General features: G+C 48.5%; 14 protein-coding genes. 6 read left to right on the top strand and 8 right to left on the bottom strand.

All coding sequences use genetic code 11. The features are described from left to right. Positions 1-4: 4 nt before the first annotated feature. From J2S00_RS12935 to J2S00_RS12900, 8 genes are read right to left on the bottom strand one after another with little or no spacing between them, the layout of a single operon-like run. A complete protein-coding gene (locus tag J2S00_RS12935) occupies positions 5-826 on the bottom strand; it encodes a hypothetical protein (RefSeq protein ID WP_307340432.1) in 822 nt (273 codons plus the stop codon). Further along, positions 807-1379, bottom strand: a complete 573-nt coding sequence (locus J2S00_RS12930) for an RNA polymerase sigma factor (RefSeq protein ID WP_307340429.1) — start codon at positions 1377-1379, stop codon at positions 807-809. Before J2S00_RS12930 ends, J2S00_RS12935 begins: the two co-directional genes overlap by 20 nt. A gap of 14 nt (positions 1380-1393) precedes the next feature. Then, positions 1394-2098, bottom strand: a complete 705-nt coding sequence (locus J2S00_RS12925; protein WP_307340426.1) for a hypothetical protein — start codon at positions 2096-2098, stop codon at positions 1394-1396. Further along, entirely contained in the window at positions 2095-2349 is a 255-nt protein-coding gene (locus J2S00_RS12920) for a hypothetical protein (protein ID WP_307340423.1), read from the bottom strand. The genes J2S00_RS12925 and J2S00_RS12920 overlap by 4 nt, the downstream gene beginning before the upstream one ends. Further along, a complete protein-coding gene (locus tag J2S00_RS12915) occupies positions 2342-3763 on the bottom strand; it encodes a M1 aminopeptidase family protein (protein ID WP_307340419.1) in 1422 nt (473 codons plus the stop codon). The genes J2S00_RS12920 and J2S00_RS12915 overlap by 8 nt, the downstream gene beginning before the upstream one ends. Next, the gene (locus tag J2S00_RS12910; protein WP_307340417.1) at positions 3763-4323 is read right to left on the bottom strand and encodes a hypothetical protein; all 561 of its coding nucleotides are present in this window, start codon (positions 4321-4323) and stop codon (positions 3763-3765) included. Before J2S00_RS12910 ends, J2S00_RS12915 begins: the two co-directional genes overlap by 1 nt. Further along, entirely contained in the window at positions 4316-4615 is a 300-nt protein-coding gene (locus J2S00_RS12905; protein WP_307340414.1) for a hypothetical protein, read from the bottom strand. Before J2S00_RS12905 ends, J2S00_RS12910 begins: the two co-directional genes overlap by 8 nt. A gap of 47 nt (positions 4616-4662) precedes the next feature. Next, entirely contained in the window at positions 4663-5184 is a 522-nt protein-coding gene (locus J2S00_RS12900) for an ATP-binding cassette domain-containing protein (protein ID WP_307340411.1), read from the bottom strand. 215 nt (positions 5185-5399) lie between these two features. Here J2S00_RS12900 and J2S00_RS12895 point away from each other — a divergent pair, with 215 nt between their 5' ends. The 6 genes from J2S00_RS12895 to J2S00_RS12870 all read left to right on the top strand — a co-directional run bounded on the left by J2S00_RS12895 (position 5400) and on the right by J2S00_RS12870 (position 14176). Continuing rightward, on the top strand, positions 5400-6878 hold the full coding sequence (locus J2S00_RS12895; protein ID WP_307340530.1) for an alanine/glycine:cation symporter family protein: 1479 nt from the start codon (positions 5400-5402) through the stop codon (positions 6876-6878). Positions 6879-7043: 165 nt separating this feature from the next. After that, positions 7044-8240: an LL-diaminopimelate aminotransferase gene (locus tag J2S00_RS12890; protein WP_307340408.1), complete on the top strand. Its 1197-nt coding sequence runs from the start codon at positions 7044-7046 to the stop codon at positions 8238-8240. A 94-nt stretch (positions 8241-8334) separates the two neighbouring features. Further along, positions 8335-9192: an ATP-binding protein gene (locus tag J2S00_RS12885; RefSeq protein ID WP_307340527.1), complete on the top strand. Its 858-nt coding sequence runs from the start codon at positions 8335-8337 to the stop codon at positions 9190-9192. A gap of 11 nt (positions 9193-9203) precedes the next feature. Next, positions 9204-11120 (top strand): vWA domain-containing protein, encoded by a 1917-nt coding sequence (locus J2S00_RS12880; RefSeq protein WP_307340405.1) that lies wholly within the window; start codon positions 9204-9206, stop codon positions 11118-11120. Between the two features lie 13 nt (positions 11121-11133). Next, on the top strand, positions 11134-12036 hold the full coding sequence (locus tag J2S00_RS12875; RefSeq protein ID WP_307340402.1) for a CBASS cGAMP-activated phospholipase: 903 nt from the start codon (positions 11134-11136) through the stop codon (positions 12034-12036). A 13-nt stretch (positions 12037-12049) separates the two neighbouring features. Continuing rightward, positions 12050-14176, top strand: coding sequence for a TaqI-like C-terminal specificity domain-containing protein (locus tag J2S00_RS12870; protein WP_307340399.1), 2127 nt, complete (start codon positions 12050-12052; stop codon positions 14174-14176). The last annotated feature ends 27 nt before the right edge of the window (positions 14177-14203 follow it).

The raw sequence follows: 14203 nt of genomic DNA, 5'->3' as shown, positions 1-14203 counted from the left end.
TTGGTTATTTCAGTAATAGATGGGTCACTTTGTACTGGTTCAACACCTGTTTATATGCCAGCCACAGCAATCCGGTGCCGGCGATCAGTAAGCAGATATGTCCTGTGAACAACAGTGTTTTCCACTGGGCAGGATCAAAGGTCAGGTAAGGTTGGCAGGCCAAAGCGGCCCACAACATGAAAGCCACCACAAATCCGGTCTTGATCCCTCTCCAAAACATGACGTATGCCAAGCTGCCGAGCAAGAAGAAGGCCGGGGCAACCCAGCTTATTAGAAAGATGTGCAGGGCAAAGCCTTCAGACTTGAAAACCAGGAACAGAGAACTGATCAACCCCAATCCTAAATTGATCACCAGCACCATTAACAAACGGCTGTACAGCAATAATGCCGGAGGATAAGGGGTGATCATTTCAACCAGGCGCATTTCTTTATTCCAGGTCTGATAATGATATAGCGTGCCGATCAAAATAAACAGCGGGATAAAATGAGCAAAAGGCAGGTCAATATACATCATGGTTGAGCGGGACGGATCAGATATTAACGTCAGCATGACAAAGACAGCTATGCTGGCCAGCCATAAAGGCCATTGATAGGTATGCAACTGGCTCCGGCAAAAGCGCCACAGGGAAGGCCGATTTTGAATCAAGGGGTTTGCTTTGTGAGACATGTAAAATGGAGAGGGATAGGTGTCCAACTCATTTTCCAACTGGGTTAACAGACGTTGTGTATCCTCTGCCGAGGCCGGTTTCACTTGATATCTTGACAAAGGTTCTGATAATTCCTGTTCCAGTTGTTCCAGTTCCTGGTCAAGACATTCTTTGTTCACGCTGGGTTTCCTCCTTTCCCTCGTTTAAAGTGGACTTCAGGGTTTTTAAGGCTCGATACAAATAAGTTTTAACCGTACCTAAGGGAAGCTTGAGTGTGTCGCTGATCTCTTGTAATTTCAGCTCTTGATAAAACCTTAAGATGACTATCTGTTTTTGGATGTCAGGCAACAGATCCAGTGCCCGGATGATGGCCTGCCGTTCTTCTTGGCGTTCATAGATTTCGATCACGGAAGGGCGGGGATCTTTTTGTTCAGGAATCTGCTCCAACCCCCTTCTTTCCGAGCGGTACCCTGCGCTCTTCCAGTAATCCCGGCACAAGTTAAGGGCCACCTGGTAGACCCAAGGCTTGATTTTGGCCGGTGGCTGCTCCTTGTGGACATAGCGCATCACCCGGATAAATGTCTCTTGTACCAAATCTTCCGCTTTTTCCGTATCATGCAGCATGCGTTGCAAAAAGCCTAGCAGGGGACTGTGATAACGGTGAACAAAGGCCTCAAATGCCGCTTTATCTCCATGTTTAAAGGCGCGGATTAATTCTTCATCTGACACCATGTGTTAGCCCCTCCCTAATTGGGTTCATCTGTGATGATCCATTTGTGCCGTTGGTTGGCCCAATAAATGGACAATGTCAAGAGCGCCAGACTGATCGTTATGAGCAACATCCGGTTAACAACAAAGGCCGTGTTATCGGGGGATTCGGGAAGATAGACGGTATACAGCGTTAAGTCTTGTAACATCTCTCCCCTGGACAGCCCCTCCAGTATCCACAGGGAAAATCCGGCGCCCAGTCCCCCGTAGATTTTTTTGGTGAGCACCATGCCCAATAAGGTGAGCACGGCCAGCAAGAGATAAGTCGGAACACTTTGGCTGAATAATTGCAGCCAGGAGATTTCTCCCCAATAAGGCGGCTGATTATGATAGGAATAGACCAGTGTTTCCATTTTACCAAACGAGCTGAGGTAAACCCAGGTCCAGGCCAGGTGAAATACGGTTATAAACACCAGCAACTGCCCCAGCTTGCGCAAAATCATCCCTGTCATGGAAACGGGGAATGTGGCGTAAATCTCTGAAAAGTAACCGCCCAGCTCCCGCTGGTAAAACATGACCGTGGCCATGCTGACCACAGGCAGCATAAACATTTCATTTAAGAAAAACAGGTCCCGCGGATAACGGGAAGTGGCAATCAGGGTCACATAACCCAAGTAACAGCCAACTATGGCCAGGAGAAAGGGGCCTTTCAACCCTTTTAAGTCCTGAACAACATCACTCACTCGCCCATCACCTGCTTCCATTGTTCCTGCCATTCTTCCAATGTAATCACCGGGTAGCGGAGGTCCCGCTCATCTGCCAAGATACGCTTGTAAAAATGCTTTAAGATTTTTTTCAGTTCTGCGGTTTTGTCCTGTTGTAAAGCCTCTAGGACCATTTTAATCACAACTGTATCAGGGGCTTGGTCAGTCTCCGTGTCTGATGGTTCCTCAAGCGGATACGTCACCCGTTCCATTATTTCGTCGTTACTCATCTGAAGGTCCATCTTTTAAATACAGATAATAAATGGAGTCGAATACAGCCTGAGCAATGGTAGTACCTTCATGTATATAGCCCCGGAAATCATAATCCTTAAACAGCCGCAAATAAATAAGGTATTGGAGGAGACTTTCCCGTTCAAGCTGATACCGCCGGTCATCAATGAAGCCGGGTACCCTGTCTTCAAAGAAGACAAAAGAATCATCCAACACATGAACGTTAAGGGAGTAATATCTTTCCATACCTAAACTGCCAATAGGAAGATAGAAAACGGAGCGGGAGAATGGTGGCAGTTCTTCCAGCCACTGGCTGAAATATTCCTCCATACGTTCCATATCTTCCAAAAACAGATTGATTTCTCCCTCATACACCGGAGAGGATACAACGCTGTAGGCCTGCCCAGCGGGGTTCTCGGTCATGTTTCCCCCTAATAATGTGACGCCTTCCGCTTCAGCGATATAAAATTGCTGGACATGATGCTGTGGGTCGCGGCTCACCTTGTGATCGGCTGTGGTAAACACATCCCCCTCAAACTGACTTAACGTAATGGTATATTCTGACGGCACAGGGTTTAGCCCAAGAAAGTTCCGTTGAAGCGGTTCAGGAGCCCGGAGATAATAAGTTGGTTTGTCATTCTTTGTAAAGTAACCCAGGTCAAAAAGGGGCCGTTTCCCAGGTAAAGGGTACCAGGCCAGGTGGGCAGGCAGAAAGACATGCTTCCCTTGGACAAAGCCGTGCAAGGTTTCGTGGTAGTGATTAAATCCCCACAAGAATAATCTTCCTGCGTATTCAATGTTCATCACCTGCTGTTCAAGTTGTTGATCCAGGATTTCAGGCCGAATCAGCAGCGTGTCACCTTCACGCTCAAAGTCAACTTCCTTACCATTCAGCTCAATCTTTGTGACGTTAAACAGACGGTTTAAAGTGAAATAGAGGGATTGTTGTTCAGCCACATCAGCCGTTAAAAATGTGAGCGTGGCTGTTCCTTTCAATTCGTTTTGATGGTGTTGTTCCAGTTGAATGTCGTAAGATTGGACGGCAAAACCGGGTTGAAAGTGTGTTCCCTCCTCACGGTCAATGGGAATGGAACTTTCCTGAACGAAAGTATTGTGCAGGGCATACCGTTCCTCCCACAACTTGGCATAGGGCAGAAAGACGATCACACTCAGCAAGACAGCACCCAAGCCAGCATAGATCCAGATTCTTCCCCTCTCAGCCGGCCTTCTGTTAACGTCGATGGCAGTGATCCACATGATCAGCATCACGGTAAATGCAGCCACAAACAAACGGGACAGCCAAATCTCTGCACTAAGCAACTGCCAGCCCCACACATCATTGCTGAGCAGAGAGTCCACTGTAAACTGATTGAGATGGAAGGTTTTCAGAAAATAAAGCTGGGAGCGGGACATCAAAAAAAAATATCCATAAAGTATGTGCCAAACATCCAGGCACAAAAACCGATTAAATAAACGATCCGCAGTCTTATGGCCGCAGCCAAAAACATGGCTAAAGCCAATGTGACGGCATAAGCCCATTCATATTGCAACATATATTGAGCCAATGCGCCTGCCATGTGGGACCATGTCAGACCCCTGTAATATCCCACTCCAATGAAGACGGCGGCCATGACCAGCGTAAAGGTGGATAAATACAGAAATCCAGCCACAAACTTGGCTGACACCAAGATAAAGGGAGGGACAGGCCAGGAACCGAGCCAGTCATAGGTAGTTGGGTTGCTGTCCCTGCGCACCAACAAAATCCCCAGTAACATGGCTGCCCCCAGGGACATGGTGTGTCCCAATTTATGAAAATCGTAGATATTGATCATCAGATTGTAAGGTTTGTAGTCTGGGACATTCATGAGTGAGTACAGCATCCAAGCACCGAATAAAACCGGCAACACAAGGAAGAATCTGTTACTGAAGATCAATTTCAGCTCTAATCGGAGCTGACGCCACCATTTACTCATCTGCTTTCCCTCCAATCAAGGCCATATAGCCCTCTTCCAGTGACGGAGGAACCGCAATGGCCCCTGGAGCAGGTTTTTCGTTGGCGATGACCTTGACACGCAAGCCATACTCTGTCCGTTGGGTTAAGATAATCTGGTGGGGCTGATAACGTTCCAGCTCTCTTTCTTCCACTTCAAGTTCCCACACCTTATGCGCTGCCTGTTGGCGAAGATCTTCCAGGGTGCCTGTGAGGGCCACACGTCCCTGGGAGAGAACGGCCACGGACTGGCAACTGCTTTCAATGTCAGCCACGATGTGTGTTGATAAAATCACAATACGCTCCATACCCAGCCGGGAAATCAAATTGGGAAGCGGACCCGCTCTTCCGGATCTAATCCAGCGGTGGGCTCATCCACAATGACCACAGCAGGTTCTCCTAACAGGGCTTGGACAATGCCCAGCCTTTGCTTCATGCCTCCGGAAAATGTTTTGATTTTTTGATGGGCCATATCTTGCAAATTCACCTCAGCCAGAAGATGTTTGATACGGGTCTCCCGTTCCCTTTGATCCTTAATCCCTTTCATCACCCCCACATAATCAAGAAAGTCATACGCTGTTAATTGAGGGTAGATTTGAAAATGCTGGGGAAGATAACCGATCATTTTGCGGATCTCATCCGGTTGTTTAGTTAAGGATATACCGTGTACGCTGACCTCACCTTTTGTCGGTTTGAGCAGCGTGGCCAAAATGCGCATCAGCGTTGTTTTTCCGGCCCCATTGGGACCTAGCAAGCCGAAAATCCCTTTGTCAATGCGAAGGTTAATCTCTTGCAGAGCGACATGCTTTTTGTATGTTTTATGCAGACTCTCAATCTTAATCATGTCATGTTTCTCCTTTGTTCTGGATTCCTTGCCGGCAAGTTCTATTTATAACACGAAGAAGAGTTTGAAAAAGTTTTAGTTTGCTTACGGAAAAAAATGGTTTATGAGAAAGAAAATTGCATATTCACAGAACATTAAATGTGTTTTATAATCTTACTGTATACAAAAAAAGGGGGCCATTTATGGAAACTTTTATTAATAGGTTCAATGAGTTTGTGGAAACTTTTGTCAATTGGCTGAATAATATTATTTGGAGTCCAGCGTTGATTGCCCTTTGCCTAGGAGCAGGATTGTTCTACTCGATTGCCACTCGTTTCCTCCAGATCAGACATTTCAAAGATATGGTCAAGTTAATGTTCCAGGGCAAGAGTTCCGATGCCGGGGTATCCTCATTCCAGGCCTTATCCATTGCATTATCCGGAAGGGTCGGGACAGGTAATATTGCGGGAGTGGCTACCGCAATAGCATTTGGAGGACCGGGCGCTGTCTTTTGGATGTGGCTTATTGCTTTCCTCGGAGCTGGTTCTGCGTTTGTGGAAGCGACGCTCGGTCAAGTGTACAAAACCAAACAAGATGGGCAGTTCCGCGGAGGTCCAGCTTACTACATCGAAAAAGGATTAAAATTAAAATGGTATGCTATCCTGTTCGCGATTGTGACCGTTATTGCAACAGGTATTCTGTTGCCGGGCGTTCAGGCCAACAGCATCGCTTCCAGCATGAAGAATGCTTTTGGGATTAGCACTACCATAACAGGATTAGTTTTAGTGGCTGTTCTTGCCATCATCATTTTCGGAGGGGTCAAGCGGATCGCACGTGTGGCCCAAGTCGTGGTGCCTTTTATGGCACTTGGCTATATTCTGGTTGCGTTGATTGTTGTGTTTGCCAACATTTCTCAACTGCCAGACGTATTGGCGCTTATCTTTAAGAGTGCCTTCGGTGCAGAGGCCGCCTTCGGGGGAATTCTCGGTGCGGCGATTTCCTGGGGAGTTAAGCGGGGGATTTACTCCAATGAAGCGGGTCAGGGCACGGCTCCACATGCTGCTGCGGCTGCGGAAGTGTCCCATCCTGCCAAACAAGGTTTGGTTCAGGCCTTCTCTGTCTATATCGACACCTGGTTCGTCTGCTCTGCGACTGCATTTATGATTCTTATTACAGGAATGTATAATGTAACCCCTGAGGGACAACCCGCTATTGTCAATAATATCGGTGATGTTGAACCAGGGCCAGTCTTTACACAAATGGCTGTAGAATCAGTGTTGCCAGGCTTCGGGGCGCCTTTTGTTGCCATCGCCCTGCTGTTCTTCGCCTTTACTACGATTATGGCTTACTATTATATGGCGGAAACAAACCTGGCATATATTAACCGGAAAGTAAAGCGTGTCTGGTCAGAATATGCTTTGAAAATTGCACTCTTGGCTGTTGTTTTCTACGGCAGCGTTAGAACGGCCACACTGGCTTGGGACCTTGGGGATATCGGAGTCGGAAGCATGGCCTGGCTGAACATCATTGCCATTCTGCTCCTGACTAAGCCTGCGCTAAAAGTGTTGAAGGATTACGAAAAACAGAAAAGAGAAGGGAAAGATCCTGTCTTCGACCCTGCAAAAGTGGGAATCAATGATGCGGACTTCTGGGAGAAAGAATATAAGCATGAAGAATTTTCTGCTCCAACCCAAGGGAAAACCCTAGATTCCTAAAAATGGAATACAGGTAAAAACTTAGTCTGTGGTTTAAAGATCCTTACGCCGTGTAAGGATCTTTTTTTGTCCCTTCATGCTCCTTTTTATTCCCCACACCGTAAACCGATGTGCTAGAATAGACAAAAAATGCCCTTATGTGACTAACAAGAGTGGAGGAAGATCATGAACTTTGAAACAGCCCAGCGCATGCAAGCGTTTGAAACATTGGTGTTTAGTGAACTTGCTAAGCGAAAAAAAGCCAAAATGGCCCGTGGCGAAGATGTGATTGACTTAAGTATTGGCAGCCCCGATTTGCCGCCCGCTCGCGAGGTTATGGAATGCTTAACCCGCAATATTCAGGATCCGGCCCAGTACGGCTACACTCTGACCGGAACGGATGAGTTTTTGGAAGCGGTGACTGTTTATTACAGGGAGCGGTTTGGCGTTGCCCTTGATCCACAGCAAGAAGTGATGATGACCATGGGGTCCCAGGATGGTCTGGTCCATCTGCCCATGGTGTTTGCTAACCCGGGGGATGTGATTCTCGTACCGGATCCCGGCTATACAGCCTATGAAACAGGGGTGCTTACGGCTGAGGCAGAGTTGTATCCCATGCCGCTGAAGAAAGAGAACAAGTTTTTGCCTGATCTGGAGGCCATCCCGGAAGATGTGGCCCACAGAGCCAAAATGATGATTCTTAACTTTCCAGGTAATCCGGTACCGGCGTTGGCCAGCCGCGCTTTTTTTGAACAGGTGGTTCAGTTTGCCAAGCGGTACAACATTTTGGTTGTCCACGATTTTGCCTATTCTGAGCTTGTGTTTGACGGTCAAAAAGCGACCAGCTTTTTAGAAGTGGAGGGCGCCAAAGACATCGGTGTGGAGTTTAATTCACTGTCCAAAAGCTTTAATATGGCTGGCTGCCGCATTGGTTATCTGGTGGGCAATGCCGAAGTGCTCGCTGCGTTTAACCGCTTGAAATCCAATTTGGATTACGGGGTCTTTTTACCCATTCAAAAAGCAGCGGCCATGGCCTTGCGCGAAGGAAGGGAGCTGCTTGCTGATAACGTCAAAGCGTATGAAGCCCGCCGGAATGTGCTGGTCAAGGGATTAGCTCAGGGCGGTTGGCCCATTGATCCACCTCAGGCCACCATGTTTGCCTGGGCTCAACTTCCGGAGGGCTGGACGTCCAAGGAGTTCGCCTATGGTTTACTGGAACATGCAGCTGTCGTGGTGACACCAGGAGATGCCTTTGGCCAACACGGAGAAGGATTTGTACGCATCGCCCTGGTCCAGTCAGAATCCCGGCTGCAGGAAGCGGCCCGGCGGATCGGCGATTTCCTGCGCACATATGGTAAAATAAAGACAGAGCAAGCATATTAAGCGGGATAAAACCGGATACCTAGAAAGGAAACGTCTCCAAATGATTCAGAACGATATACGCAAGGAAATCGAACAATTACATTTACCGCCCCGTATGGTGGAAGCCATTGAGCGCATCCGTATCGAACGGCAGCACACCCTGACAGATGAAGAAAGATGGCTGGTGGGCCAGCCCGGATACACTTCTCCAGATCCTGCTCTTCTTTATGATGCCGTCGTCGCCCTCAGCATGGGCAAGAATGTGCTGCTACAAGGTCCCACTGGAGCGGGTAAAACGAAGCTGGCTGAATATTTGTCCTATCTGTTTCATCAGCCCCTGCATGCCGTCAACTGCTCGGTTGACCTGGATGCGGAAGCCTTGCTGGGCTTTAAAACCATTGTGCAAAAGGAGAATCACACCGCCATCGAATTCGTTCCCGGTCCGGTGGTCAAAGCGATGACAAAAGGCCACTTTCTATACATTGACGAGATCAATATGGCCAAACCGGAGACCTTGCCGATTATCAACAGTGTGCTGGACTACCGGAAGATGCTGACTAATCCTTTTACAGGTGAAGTGATCAAGGCCAAAGACGGATTTGGGGTCATTGCTGCCATCAATATCGGTTATGTGGGCACGGTGCCACTGAATGAAGCGTTGAAAAACCGTTTTGTGGTTATTGACGTTCCCTATCTGCAAGGGGAACAGCTGAGGAACTTGTTGCAAGAACAGACGGCCCTGAGTGATCCTTCGCTGTTAGACCGCTTTGTCCGCTTATCGGCTGACCTTTTGGCCCAGACCAAAATGGGACAGTTGTCTGAGGAGGCTGCCTCTATCCGCGCCTTGCTTGATGCCTGCGATTTGGCTGCCCATATGCCACCATTACGGGCCATTCAACGGGCCATTGTCGATAAACTGGAAGATGAGCGGGAACGGGCAGCGGTTATAAATATGGCTGAAACGCTATTTTAGGGGGAACGGCCATGGTGTTTCGCTTTGTGGAACAGGAAGTGGATTCCTTTATGCATATGCAGCTTTTGGACTTGGCCCGCACCTTGGCCCGCCGTCCTCAGTTGCGTATCGATTTTGACATGACCTCCTATTTTGATCCTGGAAGCCAAACTATTTACATCAGCCAGTTTTGGGAAGAATGGCAGGATAAGGATGACCAGATGCAGGGCATGAAAAGCGATGTGTATATCCGTAGCATGGAGATCAATGGGTCAGACCGTTCATGGATCGCCCGCTATATGTCTCGTGCAGCAGCATCAGCACAGCCCAAACTGGCTTCCCAGCTGTTTATTCTGGCAGAAGAATTGCGTCTGTCACTGGAGATGATCAAGGAGCGTCCTGGCGCACAGCGTGTGTTTGATGTCCGCCGCCAAGTATATACCCGCTATTTTGCCAGCCGGTTGCCAGGCCACCTGCGCCGGGGAGAGCGGAGTGATGCCTTTTTCACCGCTTTGTATTTATGGCTTTCGTCCAATGAAGTGGATCCCCGTATTCCTGGTATCAGTACTGAGCTGGATCAGCTGCTGAAACAATTGCAGCCCCTGTTGGAGTGGCTGGCAGATGCCCGTTCAACTGCTGATGTAGCCAAGCGCTGCCGGGATATTTTGGAATCTCTTAGCATTCACTTGGAGCAGGACATGCAGGCCACGTATTGGGCTTGGCCCAAAGGCAGTGACCCGGGTCCGGAGCCGGAGTTGGCCATCGATTCCCTAAGCCGGGCCTCTCTCCTGAATGCGTATGACCAAGAGAGGGAGCTGGAAGTGGAAGAGGAAGAACGTAAGGACGAAAAGATGCCCATGTGGCATCAGGATACGGCCGATCAAACCGATCATTTCTTGCGGTTTGAGCTGGAGGAAGGCGCCCGTTCCACTGCGTTGGGCGGGGTTTTGCGCCAGTCCGATAGCGGGGACCAGGCTGTGGGCATGGTGCAAGGACCGGCCCAGCGCTCCAGCCGTGATGATTACGACGATCCCCAAGCTGTGACCAGACGGTTGGAGGCCTTGGCTTGGGAACAGAGGGAGCATGTCGGGAAAATTAATCGCAATGTCAAACCAGTTTTTTTATCCCCGAAACCAGTTGGAGAACAGGAAAGGACCGCTTATCAGGAGCTGGTCCGCCACATCAGTCCCTTTAAGCGCAAGTTGATGAGAACGATTCAACTCACACTGGAGCACAAGCAAACCGCTGCCAGAGAGTTCTTGCCTTTTGGCCGTCTGACAAGGAAGCTGACCCGGCTGTTGACAGAAGATTCTCCCCGCCTGTTTTATAAGCAAAAAAATCCGTCTCCGCAGATTGATGCTGCTTTTATGCTGCTCGTTGATTGTTCAGCTTCCATGTACGACAAAATGTCTGAAACGAAGCGGGGCATTACGTTGTTCCATGAAAGTTTGCGCGGCCTTTCCATTCCCCATATGGTCACCGGTTTTTGGGAAGAGGCCAGTGAGCGGGACAATGGGGCTTACCCCAATTACTTTCGGCCTGTGATTGATTACTCCCGTTCTTTATCTCCGGCCAGTGGTCCTGCCATCATGCATCTGGAGCCTGAGCAGGACAACCGGGACGGTTACGCCATCCGCCTGATGTCGGCCTATCTGCTAGAGCGGACCGAAGCCCAGCGTTTTTTGCTTGTGTTTAGCGATGGGGAGCCGGCGGCCAAACATTATGAGACAGAGGGTATTGTTGATACCTATCAGGCGGTTTTGGAAGCGAGGAGAAAAGGGATTGAAGTGATCGGTATCTTTTTGGCGGGTGAACAGGTCCCCGAGAAAGCCCGGCAAACTTTTCACAACATTTATGGACGTCACAGCATCGTCGTTCCCCATGTCAGTGAATTAAATGATCATTTGCTGCCCATACTACGCAAACTCTTGTTAAAAGCGATTGTCTAACGGGAGGCTGACCATGAACATATTATGCATCGACGGCGGCGGCATTCGCGGGATTTTCCCGGCCCAGATTCTCAGTCGTTTGGAAGAGGAATACGGGCGGGCAATTTACCAGTATTTTGACTTGATTGTCGGGACCAGTACCGGGGCGATTATAGCCGCAGCAGTGGCGGCCGAGCAAAAGATGGATACTATTTTAGATTTGTACCGCTCTTGGGGACCGAAAGTGTTTAAGCAGCGCTCGCTGGGCATATTGAAAAGTTTTTATGACCATCACATGCTGAAAAAGGTGCTGCAGGAAGTGTTTGGCCAAAGACAACTGGCTGAGGTTTCCACGTCGCTGGTCATTCCCTCCGTCAATCTGCGGGTGGGAGATGTGCATCTGTTTAAATCCCACACCAATCCCTGTGAAAGTGGTAAAATTAAACTGTGGGAAGCGGTTTTATCCTCCTGTGCCGCTCCATTTTATTTTCCGCCCTATAAAGTAAATCATGATCTGCTCATGGCGGACGGGGGATTGTGGGCCAACAATCCTTCCTTTGTCGCCTTGACTGAAGCAATGAACGGTTTTGGCAAAAAAATAGAAGAAGTGAAGATTCTATCCCTGGGTACTGGAAAGCAGAAGATTACGTTTGACCCTGGCGGAGAACCTGGCTGGGGCCTAAGCCAATGGATCCAGCTTAAGTGGAGGCCATTTATCATCACCCCCAAGTTGATTGACCTGGCCTTGCATGTCACGTCAGAGTCGATTACCTATCAATGTCAAATGCTGTTAGGCAAGCGTATGTTACGCCTGAACCGGGAATTAGGGAAAGAAATGCCCATTGATGACGTCGGCAAGATCGATGACTTGATCCAGTTGGCTGACCAAGTGTATCAGGAGAAACAAGCGGCGATCAATGCGTTTTTGGTTCACTAGGAGAGGTTAGGCAATGGATAAGTATCTCACACTTCAACAGGCGGCCGATCAGTTAGCTGTCTCCTCTGCAACAGTCAAAAACTGGTTTAAAGCAGGCTTGATCCGGAATGTGGTATCACAAAATGGACAGCACATGGTGGATAAGGATGAGATAGGTCGCATCGCCAGGTTGATTCAACGTGGAGAACTGGATCGCTTGCAGAAGAGACGAAACAAGAGGGGGGTGCAGGGAAGGTTTATCCCGGTAGAATATGTCAGCTTTAAGCCTTATGTACAGCTTACAGAAGACATTTTGCATGTGGCAGGCCCTTTTTTGAGAACAGCAACCCCTCAACAAGCCAACAGGTACATCCGCTTGATTTTATGTGAATGTGCCCTGCAATTATGGAGGAACAAGCATATATCATGTGGTTGGCATGAAAAAGAACTGGAGATGATTCCTACAGAGACAGGAGCTTCATTGTCACAAGCATGGTTGGACGGGCTGATTCAGCCTGGCCGGTTGACAAAGCTATTGGCCGGTCTGATCCACAGGGATAAGGATGATTTGTCTAGCGATGAAAAAGATCTCTTGCATCGTCTGCAACACTTGGCTATCCCCTATGTAGAAGGGGAAGATTTCCTGGGCCTGGTCTATCTGTCCTTGAGTCATTTGGGGCAACGCAAACACTATGGACAATACTATACCCCTTCATCGTTAGTCGAGGAGATGGTCGAAAATAGTTTGGAGCAGCTGAACATCACAGAGCATCTAAAAATCATGGACCCTTGCTGTGGGTCGGGGAATTTTTTGTTAAAGCTGTTTCAGCACTTAAAACCTCGCTTGTGTTCATTAGGGTTCTCTCCTGCGAATGCAGAAAAGCATCTGTTACAGGCTTGTTTGTTTGGCATGGACATTGATCCTGTGGCTGTTCAGTTGGCTAAAATTAATTTAGCCTTGACTGCTGATAGCTTACCGGACGAAGAGCCATCCCTCGAGATTAGAGTTGGTAACTTTTTGAGGGATGAGTATGGCTTGTACAGGAACCGCCCCGACCTTTTTCATCTCATAGTGGGCAACCCGCCTTGGGGCTCCACTTTTGACAGCATAGAAAAGAAGGAGCTTAAAGCCCGGTTTGTGTCGGCACGCTTTTTGGTGGATTCATTCAGTTTATTTGTTGAGCGGGCGGTGTCTCGGTTACAGCCAGGTGGGATTTTAAACTTTGTGTTGCCGGAAGCGATGTTGTATGTAAGCGGCCATCGTTCCATCAGGGAGTATGTATTGGACCACACTCACCTGATTGACATCCAGCTTTTGGGGAACGCCTTTTCCCGGGTGTACAGCCCAGTGATCACCCTTAAGGCTCAGCGGAAAGCCTCTGAAGAGGCAGGGCATTGTCTCTCTGTCAGGCGTCAGGGAAAGATGCACCATATCCCTCAACAACGCTTTAAGGACAATCTGGACTACGTCTTCAATGTTTGCAGTACAGAGGAAGATCACCGCTTGCTTCACCATCTCCGTACGCATCCCGCAGTCTCCCCTTTAAAGGGAAAAGCGGCCTTTGCCTTGGGTATTGTCACGGGGAACAATAAAAAATTTCTTGTGGCTGATCAGGAAGCGGAAACGGAGCCGATTGTCAAAGGAAGTGATATCTTTAAGTACCGGGTTGAGCGGATCAGTGCCTACATTCGCTTCCAACCGGAACGATTTCAGCAAGTGGCACCGCTCCACTACTATCGGGCCCCGGAAAAATTAATTTATCGTTTTATCAATCGGACACTTGTCTTTGCTTATGACAACCGGCAGCGACTGACGCTGAACAGTGCCAATATCCTTGTCCCAGAGACACAAGAAGTTGACATTAAATATCTACTGGCTGTGCTTAATTCTAAAACCATCCAGTTTTTTTATCAATTAAGCTTTAGTTCGGTTAAAGTGTTGCGCCATTATTTGGAGGCAATCCCCATTCCTCAGGTATCTTGGGCTCGGCAGGGAAGGATCGTGGAGCTGGTAAACCAGTTAATGGCTGCAGATGAGCCACGGCAAAGAAAAGAATGGTATGAGGAGATTGAAAAGGAAATCATGGACTTGTTTGATTTAAACAGGAGTCAACAAAGGCATATTGAACAGACAGTGTCTAAGCTCGAGTATCTGGACTAATCCGTTCCAGAATAGAAAAAGACATAC

Origin of the sequence: Caldalkalibacillus uzonensis (genome assembly GCF_030814135.1) — a bacterium.
GTDB classification, from domain to species: Bacteria; Bacillota; Bacilli; order Caldalkalibacillales; family Caldalkalibacillaceae; genus Caldalkalibacillus; species Caldalkalibacillus uzonensis.
The sequence above is the reverse complement of the archived record's forward strand: the minus strand, read 5'-3'. Positions and strand labels throughout refer to the sequence as shown.